16 protein-coding genes are annotated in these 18,351 nt (G+C 73.0%); 9 read left to right on the top strand and 7 right to left on the bottom strand.

Annotation, left to right across the window (positions count from 1 at the left end):
- Nucleotides 1-128: 128 nt before the first annotated feature.
- Nucleotides 129-1,214, top strand: coding sequence for a WD40/YVTN/BNR-like repeat-containing protein (locus ACFWRO_RS21785; RefSeq protein WP_384512654.1), 1,086 nt, complete (start codon nt 129-131; stop codon nt 1,212-1,214).
- Between the two features lie 47 nt (nt 1,215-1,261).
- Here ACFWRO_RS21785 and ACFWRO_RS21780 read toward each other — a convergent pair whose 3' ends face one another.
- Nucleotides 1,262-1,825 (bottom strand): dihydrofolate reductase family protein, encoded by a 564-nt coding sequence (locus ACFWRO_RS21780; RefSeq protein WP_384512652.1) that lies wholly within the window; start codon nt 1,823-1,825, stop codon nt 1,262-1,264.
- A gap of 91 nt (nt 1,826-1,916) precedes the next feature.
- Entirely contained in the window at nt 1,917-2,579 is a 663-nt protein-coding gene (locus ACFWRO_RS21775; RefSeq protein WP_384512710.1) for a uracil-DNA glycosylase, read from the bottom strand.
- Nucleotides 2,580-2,794: 215 nt separating this feature from the next.
- Between ACFWRO_RS21775 and ACFWRO_RS21770 the strand changes: the two genes are divergently transcribed.
- Complete coding sequence (locus tag ACFWRO_RS21770) at nt 2,795-3,772, top strand: N-acetylglucosamine kinase (RefSeq protein WP_384512708.1); 978 nt, start codon at nt 2,795-2,797, stop codon at nt 3,770-3,772.
- A gap of 87 nt (nt 3,773-3,859) precedes the next feature.
- Complete coding sequence (locus tag ACFWRO_RS21765) at nt 3,860-4,783, top strand: sirohydrochlorin chelatase (protein WP_384512650.1); 924 nt, start codon at nt 3,860-3,862, stop codon at nt 4,781-4,783.
- 135 nt (nt 4,784-4,918) lie between these two features.
- Here ACFWRO_RS21765 and ACFWRO_RS21760 read toward each other — a convergent pair whose 3' ends face one another.
- Together ACFWRO_RS21760 and ACFWRO_RS21755 are read right to left on the bottom strand one after the other, a co-directional pair.
- Entirely contained in the window at nt 4,919-5,974 is a 1,056-nt protein-coding gene (locus ACFWRO_RS21760; protein WP_384512648.1) for a lactonase family protein, read from the bottom strand.
- 124 nt (nt 5,975-6,098) lie between these two features.
- Complete coding sequence (locus ACFWRO_RS21755; RefSeq protein ID WP_384512706.1) at nt 6,099-7,607, bottom strand: FUSC family protein; 1,509 nt, start codon at nt 7,605-7,607, stop codon at nt 6,099-6,101.
- A gap of 308 nt (nt 7,608-7,915) precedes the next feature.
- Here ACFWRO_RS21755 and ACFWRO_RS21750 point away from each other — a divergent pair, with 308 nt between their 5' ends.
- Together ACFWRO_RS21750 and ACFWRO_RS21745 are read left to right on the top strand one after the other, a co-directional pair.
- Nucleotides 7,916-8,398: an Lrp/AsnC family transcriptional regulator gene (locus ACFWRO_RS21750; protein ID WP_384512646.1), complete on the top strand. Its 483-nt coding sequence runs from the start codon at nt 7,916-7,918 to the stop codon at nt 8,396-8,398.
- A gap of 95 nt (nt 8,399-8,493) precedes the next feature.
- A complete protein-coding gene (locus ACFWRO_RS21745) occupies nt 8,494-9,192 on the top strand; it encodes an HAD family hydrolase (protein ID WP_384512644.1) in 699 nt (232 codons plus the stop codon).
- A 46-nt stretch (nt 9,193-9,238) separates the two neighbouring features.
- On the opposite strand, the gene ACFWRO_RS21740 is transcribed toward ACFWRO_RS21745, so the two are convergent.
- The 3 genes from ACFWRO_RS21740 to ACFWRO_RS21730 form a co-directional block, all read right to left on the bottom strand.
- Nucleotides 9,239-10,033: a hypothetical protein gene (locus tag ACFWRO_RS21740; protein ID WP_384512642.1), complete on the bottom strand. Its 795-nt coding sequence runs from the start codon at nt 10,031-10,033 to the stop codon at nt 9,239-9,241.
- Nucleotides 10,034-10,209: 176 nt separating this feature from the next.
- Complete coding sequence (locus ACFWRO_RS21735; protein ID WP_384512640.1) at nt 10,210-12,663, bottom strand: discoidin domain-containing protein; 2,454 nt, start codon at nt 12,661-12,663, stop codon at nt 10,210-10,212.
- Nucleotides 12,664-12,773: 110 nt separating this feature from the next.
- A complete protein-coding gene (locus ACFWRO_RS21730; protein ID WP_384512638.1) occupies nt 12,774-13,793 on the bottom strand; it encodes a LacI family DNA-binding transcriptional regulator in 1,020 nt (339 codons plus the stop codon).
- A 169-nt stretch (nt 13,794-13,962) separates the two neighbouring features.
- Here ACFWRO_RS21730 and ACFWRO_RS21725 point away from each other — a divergent pair, with 169 nt between their 5' ends.
- From ACFWRO_RS21725 to ACFWRO_RS21710, 4 genes are all read left to right on the top strand, one after another.
- Complete coding sequence (locus ACFWRO_RS21725; protein ID WP_384512636.1) at nt 13,963-15,249, top strand: ABC transporter substrate-binding protein; 1,287 nt, start codon at nt 13,963-13,965, stop codon at nt 15,247-15,249.
- Nucleotides 15,250-15,330: 81 nt separating this feature from the next.
- The gene (locus ACFWRO_RS21720) at nt 15,331-16,203 is read left to right on the top strand and encodes a carbohydrate ABC transporter permease (RefSeq protein WP_384512634.1); all 873 of its coding nucleotides are present in this window, start codon (nt 15,331-15,333) and stop codon (nt 16,201-16,203) included.
- A gap of 2 nt (nt 16,204-16,205) precedes the next feature.
- Nucleotides 16,206-17,060: a carbohydrate ABC transporter permease gene (locus ACFWRO_RS21715; protein ID WP_384512632.1), complete on the top strand. Its 855-nt coding sequence runs from the start codon at nt 16,206-16,208 to the stop codon at nt 17,058-17,060.
- A gap of 17 nt (nt 17,061-17,077) precedes the next feature.
- Complete coding sequence (locus ACFWRO_RS21710) at nt 17,078-18,349, top strand: glycosyl hydrolase (protein WP_384512630.1); 1,272 nt, start codon at nt 17,078-17,080, stop codon at nt 18,347-18,349.
- Nucleotides 18,350-18,351: the final 2 nt, after the last annotated feature.

The raw sequence follows: 18,351 nt of genomic DNA, 5'->3' as shown, positions 1-18,351 counted from the left end.
CGGGGTCCGAGGTGGGGGCCGGAGGAACACGCCTCCAACCTGGGGAGACTCCGCCGCGGGCGCCACTGTCGGTGGTCGGGTGCAGACTGGCCCGTATCCGCGACAACGGCGTCCTGGAGGTGTCGGCCATGCCCGACGTAGTCCTGACCGTAGGTACCCGCAAAGGCCTGTTCATCGGCCGACGGCGCGACGGCCGGTGGGAGTTCGACGATCCCCACTTCAACGCGCAGGCGATCTACTCGGTCGCCATCGACACCCGCCGGCCCACGCCCCGGCTGCTCGTCGGCGGGGACAGCGCGCACTGGGGCCCGTCCGTCTTCCACTCCGACGACCTCGGCGGCACCTGGGCCGAGCCGGCGAAGCCGGCCGTCAAGTTCCCCCAGGACACGGGCGCTTCGCTGGAGCGCGTCTGGCAGCTGCACCCGGCGCCCGCGCACTCCCCGGACGTCGTCTACGCCGGGACGGAGCCCGCCGCCCTGTTCAGGTCCGACGACGGCGGGGAGTCGTTCGAGCTGGTCCGCCCGCTCTGGGAGCACCCCACCCGGTCCCGGTGGGTCCCCGGCGGAGGCGGCGAGGCGGTGCACACCGTCGTCACCGACCGGCGCGATCCGGAGGCCGTGACGGTCGCGGTGTCGACGGCAGGGGTGTTCCGCTCCCGGGACGGCGGCGCGAGCTGGGCCCCCGCCAACCACGGGGTGTCCGCGGTCTTCCTGCCCGACCCGGACCCGGAGTTCGGGCAGTGCGTGCACAAGATCGCGCAGGACGCGGGGGACCTGGACCGGCTCTATCTGCAGAACCACTGGGGCGTGTTCCGCAGCGACGACGCGGGCGGGAAGTGGACCGACATCGGCTCCGGGCTGCCCTCCGACTTCGGCTTCGCCGTCGCGGCGCACCCCCATCGGGCCGATGTGGCCTACGTCTTCCCCATCAACGCCGACTCCGACCGGGTGCCCGCGGGCCACCGCTGCCGGGTCTACCGTACGAGCGACGCCGGCGCGACCTGGGAGCCGCTCAGCACCGGCCTGCCCGAGGGCGACCACTACGGCACTGTGCTGCGCGACGCGATGTGCACGGACGACGGGGACCCCGCGGGCGTCTACTTCGGCAACCGCAACGGCGAGGTCTACGCGAGCGCGGACGACGGCGACACCTGGCAGCTCCTGGCCGAGCACCTGCCGGACGTCCTGTGCGTACGGGCGGCGGTGATCGGCTGAGGGGCCGCCGGGCCGCGCCTCCATCGCCGGGTGATCGCCGAGCTCGCTTAACGCACCACGCGGTAGCGGAGGTAGACGACCTTCGAGGGGAAGGTGCGGGTCTCGACGAGTTCGAGATCTACCCGGCGCTCGCTCCGGGGAAAGAACGGAGTGCCGCCGCCGACCAGCACCGGGTAGACCATGACCCGGTACTCGTCGATCAGATCCGCCGCGGCCGCGTCGACGGCGAGAGTCGCGCCGCCGATCGCGATCTCGCCCTCCCCCGGCTCGGCCCGCAACCGCTCGATCTCCTCCGCCAAGCCGCCGGAGGCCAGGCGGGCATGGCCCTGCACCTCCGACAGCGTGGTGGAGAACACCACCTTCGGAAGCGGGTTCCAGAGCTCGGTCCACTCGCGCTCCGCGTCGCCGAGTGCGGGATCCTGGTCGGCGGTCTCCCAGTACAGCATCGTCTCGTACAGCCGTCGCCCCAACAGGTGGACGCCGACCTTTCGCGTCTCGTCGATCCAGAAGCGGAAGACCTCCGGGTCGGGGTCCGTCCAGTCGAAGCCGCCGTCCGGCCCGACGATGTAGCCGTCGAGCGAAACGCCCATGGCATAGGTCACGCTGCGCATCAGAAGCCCTCCTCGGAACCGGCTTCGCAGTATGACCGCCGGACACCGCGGGACTCATCGCGACTCGCGGGCGGGGGCGGCCCGAAGCCCGCTACGGCAGGCGCCAGTCCACCGGCTGGGCGCCCATCCGCTCCAGGTGCTCGTTGGTGCGGCTGAAGGGGCGCGAGCCGAAGAAGCCGCGGTCCGCCGACATCGGCGAAGGGTGTGCGGACTCGATCGCCGGCAGATCGTTCAGCAGAGGTCGCAGATTGCGCGCGTCACGGCCCCACAGGATCGAGACCAGCGGCTTCCCGCGTGCGGCGAGCGCCTTGATGGCCTGCTCCGTGACCGCCTCCCAGCCCTTGCCTCGGTGGGCCGCGGGCTTGCGGGGCGCTGTCGTCAGCGCCCTGTTGAGCAGCAGGACGCCCTGCCGGGTCCACGGCGTCAGATCACCGTTGGACGGGCGGGGCAGGCTGAGGTCGGTGTGCAGCTCCCGGTAGATGTTCTCCAGGCTGCCCGGCAGCGAACGCACGTCGGGCGAGACGGCGAAGCTGTGCCCGATGGCCATTCCCGGTGTCGGGTAGGGATCCTGTCCGACGATGAGCACGCGCACCTCGTCGAAGGGCTGCTGGAAAGCGCGCAGGATGTGCGGGCCGGCAGGGAGGTAGGTGCGGCCGGCCGCGATCTCCGCGCGCAGGAAGTCGCCCATGGCGGCGATCTGCCCTGCCACCGGCTTCAGCGCGTCGGCCCAGCCGGGCTCCACAAGTTCGTTCAATGTCTGAGCTGCCACAACACGTCACTCTAGTGGCGCACACCGACAACTCCCGAACCCGGCAACGACCGCCCGCCTCATCCGCTTTCCCGTTCGAAGCGCGCTCCCCGAACGCGTCCTCCCGGGATAGCCTGCCGTCGTCACTCCCCCCTCTTCCCCTCTTCCCGGAGCCGGTCCATGAGGTCACGCACGCGTTCGTCCGTCGACCGGTGGCTCCCGTGACGGCCGGCGCCGAAGGCTGGGTCGTCGGGGTCGACTCGGGCGGCTCCGGGCTGCGGATCGCCCTGGCGCGCGCCGCGGACGGGCGGGCCGTGGAGACCGTCACGTCCCGCGAACCGGTGCGGACGGGCCCCGGCGGGATCGAGGCCGCCCACCTGCTCGGGCAGCTGCTGCCCGCCGTCGCGTCGCTGCGCGAGCGCGCGGGAGCCGGGCCGGTCGCCGCCGTGGCCGTCGGCGCCGCCGGGATGGCGACGCTCGGCGAGGAGCTGCGGGCCGTTCTGCCCGGCGCGCTGCGGGAGGCCCTGGGCGTACGGTCCCTGGCGCTCGCGGCCGACGCCGTCACCGCCTACGCCGGGGCGCTCGGGCAGCGGCCCGGCGCGGTCGTGGCGGGCGGCACCGGCCTCATCGCCCTCGGTACGGACCTGACGACCTGGCGCCGGGCCGACGGCTGGGGCCACCTCCTCGGCGACTGCGGCAGCGGCGCGTGGATCGGCCGGGAAGGGCTGGAGGCGGCGATGCGCGCGTACGACGGGCGGCGGGGCGGCTCGTCCGCGCTGCTCGCCCGCGCCGAGGCCAGGTTCGGCCCGGCCGCCGGGCTGCCGGCCGCGCTGTACCCCCGGACCGACCGGCCCGCCGTGCTCGCCTCGTTCGCACCCGACGTGGCCGCCTGCGCCACCGAAGGCGACCCGGTGGCGGCCGACGTTCTGCGGCGGGCCGCCGCGCACGTGGCCGAGGCGGCGGCCGCCGTGTGCCCGGCCCCGGGTGCGTACGAAGTGGCCCTGACCGGTGGCCTGTTCAAGCTTGGCGCCCCTCTTCTCGTACCGCTCCGGGCCGAGCTGGCCGGGCAACTGCCGCACGCCCGGCAGACGTCGGCGGCCGGGGATCCGCTCGACGGCGCGCTCGCGATCGCGGCGGCGCTGGCCACGGACGCGCTACGGCTGCCCGTGGAGCCGAAGTTGTTGCATGTGACCGCGTAAGTCACGCTTCGGACAAAGCGGGGCAGATAACGCTCAGCCGCACCTCACCGCACTGCGCGGCGGGCAAAACCAGTAGCATGCGGCCGCATGAGCTCCCCCACTGGGCCCGCTTCCGGCCTGCCTGTACGAATGCCGCGACCCCGCCAGCCTGGACGGCACCGTCGCCCCGAACCCGCGGCGGCGCCCGAGGGCGCTCCCACCCTGGTCCTCGCCGTCCCCGGCGCGCCGTCGGCCGCCATACGCTCGCTGGCCGAAGAGGTCGTGAGCATCGCCCGTTCCGAGCTGCCCGGCCTCGAGGCCGCGATCGGCTACCTGGACGGTGACGACGCCGAGTACCCCACTCTCGGAAGCGTGCTGGCACGCACCGAGACCCTGCGCACCGAGCGGTACGAGCTGGCCGTGGCCGCCGGCCGTGAGGTCAGCGCCCCCGCGGGCCCGGCCGCCGTCGTGGTGCCTCTGCTCGCCGGTCCCGACAGCGCCCTGATGCGCCGGATCCGCCAGGCCGTGATGGACAGCGGCAACGTTGCCGAGCTGACGGACGTGCTCGGTCCGCACCCGCTGCTCGCCGAGGCCCTGCACGTGCGCCTGTCGGAGGCCGGTCTTGCCCGTGCCGACCGCGCGCGGCTCTTCACGGTCGCCACGGCCGCCGACGGCATCGTGCTCGCCACGGTCGGCGGCGAGGAGGCCGTCCAGGCCGCCGGGATCACCGGCATGCTCCTCGCCGCGCGCCTGGCCGTGCCGGTGATGGCCGCCGCGCTCGACCAGGAGGGTTCGATCACCGCGATCGCCGAGCAGCTGCGCGGCTCCGGCTCGGAGCAGCTCGCGCTCGCCCCGTACCTGATCGGCCCCGAGCTGGCCGAGGGCCTGCTCGACGCGGCCGCCAAGGAGGCGGGCTGCGCCGCCGCCGAGCCGCTGGGCGCGTACCCGGCGATCGGCAAGCTGGTGCTCTCGCAGTACACGGCCGCGCTGGGCATCGCCCCGCAGCAGCCGCAGGGTGCCCCCACGCACTGAACGGCAGGACACGCAGGACATGACTGAGGGCCCGCGCCGGATGCGTTCCGGGCGGGCCCTCAGTCGTCGCACGGCCTGGCCGGTCGTACGGCCTGGTCGGCCAGGCGGGTCAGTCTGCCTGGCCAGGTGGCCTGGTCAGGCGAAGACCACGCAGGAGGCCGCCGGGGCCTCGACGGAGCCCGCGCGGTGCGGTATCCCGGTCTCCGGGTCGAGGTCGAACCAGGTCACGTCGCCGGAGCGCTCGTTGGCCGCGTAGAGGCGCCGCCCCGAGGGGTCGAGGGCCAGGTCGCGCGGCCAGCGGCCGCCGCAGTCCACGGCGGTACGGAACTCGGCCCGCTCGCCGCTCGGCTCGAGGGCGAGGACGGCGAGGGTGTCGTCGCCGCGCACGGCGGCCCAGAGGAAGCGGCCGTCGGGGGCGACGACGACCGCGGAGGGGTAGCTCGGCCCGGGAGTCCCGGCGGGGACGACGGGGGCCTCTCCGAGCGGCTCCAGGGTGCCCGCGTCCCCGTCCCAGCGGCAGACCGTGACGGTGGGCTCCAGCTCGTTCAGGACGTAGGCGTGACGGCCCGACGGGTGGAAGGCGAGGTGGCGCGGTCCTGTGCCCGGCTTGAGCGCGGTCTCCCCGTGCGGGCTCAGAGCGCCGGAGACGGGGTCGAGGGCGTAGATCCGTACGGAGTCGGTGCCGAGGTCCACCGCTGTCGCCCAGCGCCCGCCGGGGGCCACCAGGACCTGGTGGGCGTGCGGGCCGCCCTGGCGGTCGACGACGGGCCCCGAGCCCTCGTGCCGTACGACGTCGGTGGCGGCGCCGAGGGAGCCGTCCGCCGCGATCGGCAGGGCGGTGACGCTGCCGGAGGTGTAGTTGGCCGTGAGGACGTGGCCCTGCGTGACGGCGAGGTGGGTGGGGCCGGCGCCGCGAACGGGCGCGGGCGCGCCGAGCGGCCGGGGTACGGCCCCGGAGACGTCGAAGGCGGCCGCGGCGCCCTCCTCGGTCTCGGAGACGGCGTAGAGGACGCCCCGGTCCCCGAGGGCGAGGTAGGACGGGTCGGGGAGCGCGTCCGTCGCGCCGGTGACGGTCAGGGCGCCGGTCTCCGGGTCCACGTCGGCGGCGAGGATGCCCCGGCCCCCCGCCGAGGTGAACGACCCGATGAAGGCCCGTCCCCGTACCGGTTCACGCGCGTCCGTGCCGCCCATGGCGTCTCCCCTCTCCACCGGGGCGGTCGGCCGACGGCCCCGTCGTCGGGGCTGACGTTAGCAGGCGGTCTAGACCAACTTGGATCAAGAGGCATGGCCGAGCGCCTGGATCAGGCCGCTTCGATCAGGCGGCCGGGACGAGCGGGGCGCTCGGTGCCGTGCGCAGGGGCGCGGCCAGTTCGACCAGGGCCCGCTCCAGGCCGTGGAGGTGGCCGAGCGCGACTTCGGCGCCCGGGTGGCGGGCCACCGGCGGGGCGGCGGGCGCCTCGACGGTCGCACGGCGCGCGGGGTGGGCCGGCGGCACCAGGGCGTGGACGGCCGCCTCGACGCGCCAGGAGGCGGCGGCGAGCCGGGCGTCGTGCGAGGCGTCCGGGTCGGCGGCGATCACCGCGAGGCCCCGGATCTCACGGGCGCAGTCGTCGAGCAGGGCGAGGACCCGGCGGGCGCGGGCCTTGCGGGCCCGCAGCGGGCTCAGCGGGTGGACCAGCGGCGCGAGCGACAGCCGGACCCGGCCGAGCAGCACCTCGAGGTGGGCGGCGTGCGGCGCGGGGTCGGCCTCCGGGTCGCCTGCGAGGCGTCGCGCGGCGGCCGTGGTGCAGGCGTGCACGCAGGTCACGGCCCGCTCGATCCAGGCGTTGGTGGCGGCGTGCGTGGTCACCGGCAGCAGGGCCACGCCGACGGCCGCGCCCAGCGCGCCGACCGCGGTCTCCTCGAAGCGCAGGACCAGCAGCCCCGGGTGGAGCACGCCGAGCAGCCCGTAGAGGAGACCGGCCATGACGGTCACGAAGAACATCATCCAGCTGTACGAGAGCGCGGCCGTGTAGAAGATCCCGAAGACGCAGACGGCCACCAGCGCGGCCGTCGGGGCGGGCGCGCCGGCCAGCGGGATCGCGATCAGGAAGCCGGCGGCGATGCCCGTGACCGTGCCGACGACCCGGCGGAAGCCGCGGACCAGGGTCTCGCCGCGCGAGGCGGTGTTGACGAAGATCCACCAGGCGGTGCCGACGGCCCAGTACCAGCGCTCGTGCGAGATGAACTGGCCGGCGGCGAGCGCGACCGCGCACGCGGCGGTCGCCTGGAAGGCCTGCCGGGTGGTGGGCCGGGCGAGCCCCCTGCCGGGCAGCGGGGCGGGCGCGGCGGGCGGCGGGACGCGCCGCTCGATGCACCAGGCCACGAACCGGACCGCGCCCGCGGCCGCGAGGGCCAGGCCCACCGCCGCGTACAGCTCCGGCAGCTGCGCGGGCAGCGCGTGCAGGAACTGGGTGACGAAGAACATCATGAACGCGAAGATGCCCAGCGCGTGCCCGCGCGGGCCCCAGCGGCGCGCGTACACGCCCGCGAAGACCACGAGCAGCCAGGACGCGTCGCGCAGCAGCGGAGTGCTGTGCAGCGCGGTCGCGAGGGCGAGGACGGGGAAGCCGACGGCGGGGAGCAGCGCGGTCGTCACGGCCTGGCGGCGCACGGTGGGGTCGCCGACGGTGAAGAGCGCGAGCAGGGCGGCGAGGCCGCCCGTGATCGAGGCCGTGAGGGAGAGTCCGCAGAGTTCGGCGGCGGCGACCGCGAGGGCGATGGCGAGGACGGCGCGCGAGGAGACGCGCAGCCGGACGCGGCCCGGATCGGGGGCCACGAACATGAGCCTGACCAGCCGGTGGCCGGCGGCCCGGCTCTTCTTCACGACGGTCGTTCCGCCCCCGCTGAAGTACACACACCCTCTTCGCGTCATCTCGTGCCCCGGCCTGCTTGTGGCGGCCCCAGGACATGGGAAAGGCGCCGCGGTCCGGTTCCGGCCTCGTCGCCGGTCCGGCGCGTGCGGCGCCATCACTTCACTCTGTACCCCGAGGAAAACACCTGGTCACCCACTGGCTCAACCGGCGCGACGAACACTGGGCCATTGGTACAGTCGACGGGCGTGGACATCGGCCAGAAGGGAGCCAACGGACCATGGCGGTGGACGAGCTCGACACCCGGATCCTGCGGCTCCTCATCGAGCGGCCGCGCACCAGCGTGCGCGAGTACGCCCGGATCCTCGGGGTGGCCCGGGGCACGGTGCAGGCCCGGATCGACCGCCTGGAGCGGGACGGCGTGATCACGGCGACCGGCCCCGTCCTCTCCCCCGCCGCGCTCGGCCATCCCGTGCTGGCGTTCGTCCACATCGAGGTGACCCAGGGGCATCTGGACGAGGTCGGGGACGCGCTCGCCGCCGTACCGGAGATCGTCGAGGCGTTCTCGATCACCGGCGGCGGGGATCTGCTGACCCGGGTGGTGGCCCGGGACAACGGGCACCTGGAGGACGTGATCCAGCGGCTGATCCAGCTGCCGGGCGTGGTCAGGACGCGTACGGAGATGGCGCTGCGCGAGCGGGTGGCGCACCGGCTGCTGCCGCTGGTGGAGTCGGTGGGGCGGGGGCCGGCCCGGAAGGGCTGACGAGGGCGGGGCTTCCCCGGTCAAGGCTTCCCGGGGCGGGGACCAGGGACTTTCGGACCTGGGGGCGGTGTGCGCGGGTTGAGATGCTTGACCGTATGAGCACCCCTCCGACTGCGGTCGTCTTCGATCTCGACGGAACGCTGGTGGACAGCGAGCCGAACTACTACGAGGCCACCCGGCGGACGCTCACGGCCTTCGCGGGCGACACGGACTTCGACTGGGAGCGGCACACCGCCTTCATCGGGATCGGGACGCTGGAGTCGCTGGAGATCCTCGGCGCCCGGTACGGCATCGAGGCACCGGTCGAGGAGCTGCTCGACGCCACGAACCGTTCGTATCTGGAGCTGGCGCGCGCCTCGACCCCGGTCTACCCGGAGATGCGGAAGCTCGTGGAGCGGCTGTACGTGATGGGTGTACCGATGGCGGTGGCCTCCGGTTCGTCCCGCGCCGCGATCGAGGCGGTCCTGACGGGGACCGGCCTGGACGCGTTCCTGACGACGCTGGTCTCGGCGGAGGAGGTCGAGCGCGGCAAGCCGGAGCCCGACGTCTTCCTGGAGGCCGCGCGGCGGCTCGGCGTGGAACCGGCGCGGTGCGTGGTGTTCGAGGACGCCGCGCCGGGCGCCCTGGCCGCGCGGGCGGCGGGCATGCGGTGCGTGGCGCTGCCGTACGTGGCGTCTTCGGCGGACGATCCGGCGTTCCTGGCGGCCGATCTTCTCTTCCGGGGCGGGCAGGCGGAGTTCACGGCGCGGGAGGCACTGCGCCTGCTGGAGCTGGAACCGGCTGAGCCCGCTTGAGACCGGAGCCCGGTCGAGCCCACCTGAGTCTGGGCAGCCCGCCGCCTCAGCCGCCGGCCAGCGGGCCGGGCTGCTGCCCCTGCGCCGGAAGGCCCGGCTCGTCAGCGGTGGACCTCAGGAGCCGGAGGAACGCCTTCAGCCCGGCGATGATCTCCTCGTTGTCGGTGAGGCGGTTGACGGTGGCCTCGAACTCCCGCGCCAGGGCGGCGATCCTGCGGTCGGTGTCGTCGGCCCGCCGATGCGCGGAGAGGCCCGACGCGTCGACCGTGCGCCGCAGTTCGGCGAGGGCGCGGTACTGCTCCTCGGCCTTGCCCTCCAGGACCTGGCTGCCGCCCTCCAGTTGAGCCACCCGGGCGCGCAGCTCCACCACGTCGTCGCGGGGGTACGTGACGTCCCGGAGCAGCACTCCGAGGCGGCGGCGCAGCTGGGCGAACCAGGCGCCCGCCGGCCGGAGGAAGGTGCTCAGTACGAAGAGTCCGGCGAACCACCAGCCCGCCGCGCGCCCGGTCGCGAGCGTGCCGAGGACCACCGCGACGGCGCTCAGCAGATGGCCGGCGACCGCGACGCGCAGCATGAGCCGGGCGATCCGGGAGGCCTCGGCGTCCCGCTCCTTGGAGACCGTGAGGCCCTTCTCGCGGCTGAGCGCGATCTCGGCCCGGACGGCGTGGGCGCGAAAGTACAGGTTCCAGGGGGCGGTCAGGAGCAGCAGGAGCCACAGCAGCCCGAGGACGCCCGCTCCGACCCCGAGGACCAGGCCGGGCGGTGCGCCGACCGCGTAGGCCACGACAAGCGCCAGGACCGCCGTACCCGCGACCACGAACGCGCCCACGACCTTGCTCATGCCGCCCCCCTCTGACGCCCGCCGAGTTCCGGCCATCGTCCCGCTCGGGTCGACGGTCGGCATGAGTACGGGTACTCAGCTCCGCGCCGCGCCCCGGACATGGCCGTGCCCCGGTACGCGCTGCGGCGTACCGGGGCAAGGAGGGGTCGGCTCGGTCGAATATGTCGGAGCGCCCGTCAGGAGCCCCAGGCCTCCACCTCGTAGATCCGTGCGGCGGGGTCGGTCGTCTGGGTGGGGCGGGTGATGTCCAGGCGTACGTAGCGTGCCGTTCTGCCCACCGGGTGCGTGGTGGTGGCCGCCGTGTTGCCCGTGACGGTCGCGACGTTCGTCCAGGGGTCGGCGGTGGAGCCGCGGACCTGGAGGGTGAAGTCCCGGGTGTTCCAGGCCGCGTTCTCGCCTCCGGCCGCCGCGTGCTTCACCGTGAGCCGGTCGAGCGAGCGGACGGCGCCGAGGTCGACCTCCAGCCACTTCGCGGAGGTGGTCGTGCACCACTTGTCGGTGGTGCCTCCGGAGACGGTGCCGTTGACCGCCTTGGCCGGGGTCTCGTTGCCGTTGCACTGGCCGGAAGCGGTCGCCGGCCGGCCGAGGGCGAGGTTGGACTCGGTGCCGCCCGGCGACCAGGCGACGGTGGTCGTGGCGGCGGGTGAGCGGCCGTACTCGGTGGAGACGGCCTCCACGTCGAGGGTGGTCGAGGTCTCCGTACCGGCGCGGTCGAGCCGGGGGACGAAGAGGGCGTCGTTGGGCGTGGCGCCGAGGAACGTACGGGTGGAGTCGGCGTTGCGCCGGTAGACCTCGTAGTGGTGGACGGAGCCGGAGGCGGAGGGCGTCCAGGCCAGGCGGAGGGACTTGGCGGTGGCGCTCAGGTCGGTGGCGCCGAGCACGGTGACGCCGGTCGGGGCGGCGGCGGAGTCCACGGCGCCGTCGTGGAGCGCGAGTTGGCCGACGCGGATGTCGTACGAGGGGACGGAGCCGGCGGCCTCCAGGCCGATCTGGGCGATGGTCCGGCCGGCGAAGGCGGAGAGGTCGAGGGTCTTGCGCTCCCAGCCGGTGGTGGTGGTCGAGCCGAGGTCGAGGGTGGTGAAGGTGGTGGGAGCATCGGTGAAGGAGACGGCCGCCTTCAGCCGGGTGGGGCCTGCCGCCGGGGTCTTCAGGACCACGGACAGCTTGGTGTCGGCGGCGACCGGCAGCCTCGTCTGGTAGAGCCGCACGGTGTTCACCGCGTCGAGGGTGCCCGTCAGCCGCAGCGAGGAGCCGCCCTCGTAGGCGTCGGCGAAGTCGATGGACGGGGTGAGCTTCGAGCCGGTGGAGGTGACCAGCCAGCGGTAGGTGGGCGGCACGTCCTGGAGGGAGAGGTTGTTCCAGCCGGTGGAGGAGACGCGGACGCCCCCGGAGTTGTAGAAGTCGCCCTGGCCCGCGCCGAAGGAGGTGACGAACGGTTTGGCGGTGATGGCCGAGGACTCGGGGATGTAGTGCGCGAGCCCCTTCCAGGACGAGGTCGTCGTGGTGTTGGACGGGTCGCCGTTGGCGCCGTCCCAGTAACGGGCCTCCCGGGCATGGGAGTCGGCCCGACCGGAGGACGAGGTGAAGGTCCATTCGGGGCGGTAGATGCCGAGCGAGGTGACGTGCGGTTGTCCGGCGGGGAAGACCGAGGCCCAGGGCACGGAGGAGTTGGAGCCGTTCGCCTCTGTGTCGATGCCCGAGTACAGCTCGTACTCGCTGCGGCCCAGACTCCGCGCGAGCGTACGGGAGTTGGTCAGGCCCGAGGCGCTCCAGCCGAAGTCGAGGAACATCGAGTCGGAGGTCCGCTGCGAACCCTCCTGCAGGAACGAGTCGTTGGCCGAGGTGAGGGAGTCCTGCCAGCTCACCGCGCCCGATTCGGTCATGGCGTCGTACCACATGAACTCGATCGGGCCGAGGGAGCGGGCGTACCGCATCTCGTTGCGCAGCTCGGTGGCGAGGGCCGCGTCGCCGCCCGCCGTCTCCTGGTTGATGAACCAGCCGTCGAAGCCGTAGTGCTGGGCGACTTGGGCGAGCTTGTCGGCTACGGGGTAGGTGGAACCGGACTTCTGGGCGAAGTCGCGGACCCACTGGATCTGGCCGCCGTAGGCGGTGGGCGGGAAGAAGACGGTGCCGTAGACCTTGACGCCGTTGCGGTGGGCGGCGTCGATGACGGTCGCGTTCGGGGCGAGGATCAGGCCCTCGCCGGCGGAGCCGCCCCAGAACACCAGCTTGTCGATGTACTGCCAGTGTCCGAAGGCGTAGTAGTGCGGGTTGGTGGAGCCCTGTGAGGGGTTGTTCGAGGTCGGGCCGAAGGAGACGAGGGAGGCGATCTTCCCCTCGCCCGCGCGGGCGTTGGCGTTGGCCTTCAGCGCCGGGTCGGAGACGCGGGGCTTCAGCGGGACGCGGGAGCGGTTGAACCGCGCGTCGGGGTCGGTGGCGGGATCCCAGTTCAGGATCGTGTTGGGGTGCCAGTACGAGGCGTAGGGCTGGTCGCCGGCGGCCGCCGGGGCGGCCTCGGAGGCAGGCACGGGGGCAGGCGCGGCGTGTGCCGCGGGTGGTGCGAGAGGCGCGAGGCCGAGCAGGGCGGCGAGGAGCGCCGCGACGTTCAGCAGAGGCAGGTGTCGTCTCATCCGGTTCTCCGGTCCAGCGGGAGGGGTGGGGGTGCTGGGCGTACGGAAGTGCGGCGGTACGAGCGTGCGGTGCTTCGAGGCCGGAGGCTAAACGGCTTTAGTCGAACGGGTCAAGGGGCCGGCGGCGCCGTGGACTCGCGGACGGTGAGGCGCGGTGTCGGGTTCTTGACGTCCCGCGCCGAGGTCGGGTCGTCGACGACGGCGAGGAGTTCCCGCGCGACCTGCTCGCCGAGGGCGAAGGTGTCACGGGAGAGCGCGGTGAGGGAGGGGTGGACGATCCGGGCGAGGGCGGAGTCGTCGAAGGAGACGATGGAGAGTTCGCCGGGGACGGCCACGCCCATCTCGGTGGCCACACCGAGCCCGGCGACGGCCATCACGTCACTGTCGTAGATGATCGCCGTCGGCCGCTGCGGCCGGGCGAGGAGCGCCCGGGTGGCGGCGGCACCCTCGGCGTCGCTGAAGTCGGTTGGCAGCGAGACCGCCTCGGTGAGGCCGAGCCGCCGGGCGCTGTCCCGTACGGCCCGGATGCGGCGCTGGGTGTGCTGGAAGGCGGGGAGCCCGGCCAGGTGCGCGATGCGGCGGTGGCCGAGGGCGGCGAGGTAGTCGACGATCGACACCATCGCCTCGCGGTCGTCGGCCCAGACGCTCGGCAGGCTGCCGTGCCGGCCGGGGCCGCCGAGGACGGTCGTGGGCACGCCGAGCTCTTCGAGGACGGGGATCCGGGGGTCGCGGACCTGGAGGTCGACCAGGACGAAGCCGTCGACGCGGTGCTCGGAGGTCCAGCGTCGGTAGACCTCGATCTCGGCCGCCGTGTCCTCGACGACCAGCAGGTTGAGCGCCGTACCGCGGGTGGAGAGTCCGGCCTGCAGTCCGCTGAGGAGTTGGCTGAAGAAGGGTTCCAGGCCGATGGTCCGCGCGGGGCGGGCGAGGACGAGGCCGACCGCGCCGGCCCGCGCTCCGCCGAGGGCGCGCGCGGCGCTGTGCGGGCGCCAGTTCATCTCCTCGGCGACCCGCAGGATGCGGGCGCGGGTGGTGTCGCTCACCCCCGGGCGGCCGTTGAGCGCGAAGGACACGGCGCCCTTGGACACCCCGGCCCGGCGGGCGATGTCGGCGATCGTCGGTCTGGCCACGCGGCGCCCCTTCGGTCTCGCGCACGGTCGGTCTCACGCAATGGCGATGCGCGCGCAGTGTCTTGACAGCGGAGTGTAGCGGGAGCATAGTCCCCCATCGCTAGACCGGTTTAGTAACGCGTTCCGTACGTCCGCACAGTCCGCCAGCACAGACCGGGAGACCCCTCATATGCGAACAAGCAGCCACTGGATACGGCTGGCCGTGGCCGCGGTCGCCGCGGTGACCCTCGCCGGCTGCGGCCTCGGCGACCCGAGCGGATCGGACGACGCCGGCGGGGGCGGCGGAAGCGAGGTCACGGGCAAGGTCTCGCTCCAGACCTGGGCCCTGAAGCCGAAGTTCACCGCGTACATGGAGGGCGTGATCGACGCCTTCGAGAAGAAGCACCCGGGCGTCGAGGTGGAGTGGCTCGACCAGCCGGGCGACGGCTACTCCGAGAAGGTGCTCAGCCAGGCGGCCGGCGGCACGCTGCCCGATGTCGTCAACCTGCCGCCGGACTTCGCGCTGCCGCTGGTGAAGCAGAACATGCTGCTCGACGTGGCGGGCGCCGACCCGAAGCTGGAAGCCGACTACGTCGAGGGCGGCACCGCCGCGTACCGCTTCGCCGGTCACCAGGGGACGTACGGCTATCCCTGGTACCTCAACACCGACGTCAACTACTGGAACTCCACGCTGCTCACCCGCTACGGCCTGGACCCGCAGAAGCCGCCGGCCTCCCTGGACGAGCTGATCGCGGCGGCCAGGACCGTCAAGGAGAAGTCGAAGGGCTCGGTCTATCTGATGAGCCGCAAGCCAGGGCTGATGGACTTCGCCAACGCCGGCGTGAAGCTGATGTCCGAGGACGGGAAGAGCTTCACCTTCAACACCCCCGAGGCCGCCGCCCTCCTGGACACCTACCGCGCCGCGTTCAAGGAGGGGCTGCTGCCCAAGGACGTGCTGACGGAGACGTACGCGGGCAACACCAAGCTGTTCTCCTCCGGCACCGCCGCCTGGACCACGGCGGGCGGCAACTACATCACCTCGCTGGCGACGGACAATCCGAGCCTCGCGCCGCAGGTGGTCTCCTCCCCCGCGATGGGCACCCCGCCGCTGTACGTCCAGGGCCTGTCCGTCTCGAAGGCGAGCAAGAACCGGGCCACCGCGCTCGCCCTCGCGCGCTGGGTCACCAACGCCGAGAACCAGGCCGCGTTCGCCCACCTCACCAGCATCTTCCCGTCCACCAAGGCTTCCGCCTCGGACCCCTTCTTCAGCAAGAGCGACGGGACGAACGCCGGGGACGCCAAGGTCACCGCGTTCGGCTCGCTGGCGAAGGCCACGATGCTGGAGCCCGTCCAGGCCAACGACGCGATCAAGACGGTGATCAACCAGCAGATCGCGCTCGCCCTGAACGGCCAGGCCGGTTCGCAGGAGGCGCTGGACACCGCGGTCGAACGCGCCGACCAGCTCCTGAAGGACTGACCACCGTACTCGTTCCTCACCACCGGACCGCGAGCGGCGCCGACTTCCCCCGGCGCCGCTCCCCCACCCGGAAGGCACCCCATGACCCACCGGCGCTGGTTCACGCCGTGGCTGCTCGCCGCGCCGGCCGTCGTCTGGCTGCTCGTCTTCAATCTGTGGCCCGCGCTGAACACGGTGATCCTCTCGTTCACCAACGCCAAGCCGCTGGGCGGCGGCCGCTTCACCGGACTTGAGAACTACGAACGCGCCCTGAACGACGAGCAGTTGACCTACGCGTTGATCAACAGCATCGTCTATCTGCTGATCTGCCTGCCCCTGCTGACGCTGTTGCCGCTGCTGCTCGCGCTGCTCGTGGAGAAGAAGCTGCCGGGCATCACCTTCTTCCGCACCGCCTTCTACACCCCGGTGGTCGCCTCGGCCGTCGTGGTCGCCCTGATCTGGGGCTGGCTCCTGGACGACCGCGGGCTCCTCAACGGGGTGCTCGGCCAACTCGGCCTCGCGGACCGGCCGGTGGACTTCCTCACCGACCGCTGGCTGCTGCTCTTCAGCGCCATCGCCCTGACCGTGTGGAAGGGCCTCGGCTACTACATGGTCATCTACCTCTCCGCGCTCGGGAACGTCGGCCGCGAGCTGCACGAGGCCGCCGCCGTGGACGGCGCGTCCGCCGTGCGCCGCTTCTGGCACGTGACCCTGCCCGGGGTGCGGACCACGATGATGCTGGTCTCCGTCCTCATCTCGGTCTCCGCCCTGCGGGTCTTCTCCGAGCTGTACGTCCTCTCCCACGGCACCGGCGGTCCGGGCGGCCGGGACATGTCGGTGGTCATGCTCATCCAGATGTACAGCCGCGGCTTCTCCGGGCACATCGGCTACGCCTCCGCCCTGAGCCTGCTGCTCTTCGTGATCACCGTCGGCCCGATGCTGCTCCTCGCCCGGCTGAACCGGAAGGCGTCCTGACCATGCCCGTACGAGCCTCACGGGGTTTCGGCACACCCGGCCCGGCCGCGCGGGCGGTCCGCTACGCGCTGCTCCTCCTGGTCCTGCTGCTCACGGTCGGACCGTTCCTGTGGCAGCTGTCCACCTCGCTCAAGGGACCGGGCGAGGACGTGTACTCCCGTACGCCGGACTTCCTGCCGAGCGACCCGACGTTCTCCAACTACGCGCAGGTGGCCGACACCATCCCGGTGTGGACGTACGCCCTCAACTCGCTGACGGTCGCGGCGATCGCGGTCCTCGGCAACGTGGTCGGGGCCACCCTCGCCGGCTACGCGCTCTCCCGGCTGCGCTTCCGGGGCGCGCGGCTCGTGCTCGGCCTGTTCCTGGCCACGCTGGTGCTGCCCGGGGAGGTCACGATCGTCTCCCAGTACGTGACCGTACGGAGCATGGGCCTGACGGACACGCTGCTCGGGGTGGCGCTGCCGGGGGCGATCGCGATGCTGAACGTCCTGCTGATGTACACGGCCTTCCAGGCCGTCCCGCCCGAGCTCGACGCCGCCGCCCTCGTCGACGGCGCGAACGTGTGGCAGCGCCTGGTCCATGTGGGGCTTCCCAACGTGCGGGGCATGCTGAGCGTCGTGGTGATCTTCACCTTCATCGGCGCGTGGGACGACTTCCTGTGGCCGCTGATCGTGCTCAACGACCCCGAGCGGTACACGCTCACCGTGGGGCTCCAGTACCTCGACGGCACGTTCACCGCCAATCCGCGGCTGATCGCGGCCGGGACCATGATCGCCTTCCTGCCGATCGTGGCCGTCTTCGCCGCGCTCCAGCGGTTCTTCTTCAAGGGCGTCGAGGAAGGCGCCATCAAGGGATGACCTGGGGAAAGGAACCCATGCCGAGCACGACCGCTCCGCTCGACGCCCCTCGCTTCGGCGTCAACTACACCCCGAGCCAGGGCTGGTTCCACCACTGGCTGGACTTCGACCTCGACCCGGTCCGCGCCGACCTGGACTCCATCGCCGCCCTCGGCCTGGACCACGTCCGGGTCTTCCCGCTGTGGCCCGTCTTCCAGCCGAACCGCACCCTGATCCGGCCGCGCGCGGTCGAGCAGCTGGTGTCGCTCGTGGACGCGGCGGCCGAGCGGGGCCTGGACGTGGCCGTCGACGGGCTGCAGGGGCATCTGTCCAGCTTCGACTTCCGGCCCTCGTGGACGCTGACCTGGCACCGGCGCAACATGTTCACCGACCCCGAGGTCCTCGACGGTCAGGCCGCCTATCTGCACACCCTGGCCTCGGCCCTCGCGGAGCGGCCGAACTTCCTGGGCATGACGCTCGGCAACGAGATCAACCAGTTCTCGGGCGACCCGCACCCCGATCCGGACCGGATCACCCCGGCCGAGGCCGAGAGCTGGCTGCGGCGCATGCTCGGGGCGTGCGAGCGGGGGGCGCCCGGGCGGCTGCATCTGCACGCGGAGTACGACGCCGCCTGGTACCTGGACGACCACCCCTTCACCCCGGCCCAGGCGGCCCGGCTCGGTGCGGTGACGGCCGTCCACTCCTGGGTCTTCAACGGCACCGCCCAGCGCCACGGCGCCGACTCCGTCGCGACCGGGCAGCACGCCGCGTATCTGATCGAGCTGTCGAAGGCCTGGGCCGACGACCCCGCGCGCCCGGTGTGGCTCCAGGAGGTGGGGGCGCCCGCCCCGCTCATCGCGCCCGACCGGGCCGCCGCCTTCACCCGTACGACGGTGGCGGCGGCGCTCGACTGCCCGGACCTCTGGGGCGTCACCTGGTGGTGCTCCCACGACGTCGACCGGTCGCTCGCCGACTTCCCCGAACTGGAGTACAGCCTGGGCCTCTTGACCAGCGATCGGCGGGTGAAACCGGCCGGGCACGCGCTCGCCGAGGCCGTCGCCGAGGCCCGTGCCCGGGCCCACCACCGGCCGCGGCCACGGACCACGGCGCTCGTCCTCGACCTGCCGGACGAGGCGCCGAAGCGCTCGACGTGCGCGCCGGGTGGGGCGTTCTTCGAGGCCTTCATGCGGCTCGCGGCGGACGGCGCGCGGCCGGCGGTCGTACTGGCGTCGCGAGCCTCGGACCGCGATCATCTCAGCGCACGCGGGATCACCGAGACGGTCTCCGTCGACGACGTCGACAGGCCCTGACG

The sequence above is a fragment of the Streptomyces sp. NPDC058579 genome, assembly GCF_042718575.1.
Lineage (GTDB): Bacteria > Actinomycetota > Actinomycetes > Streptomycetales > Streptomycetaceae > Streptomyces.
The sequence above is the reverse complement of the archived record's forward strand: the minus strand, read 5'-3'. Positions and strand labels throughout refer to the sequence as shown.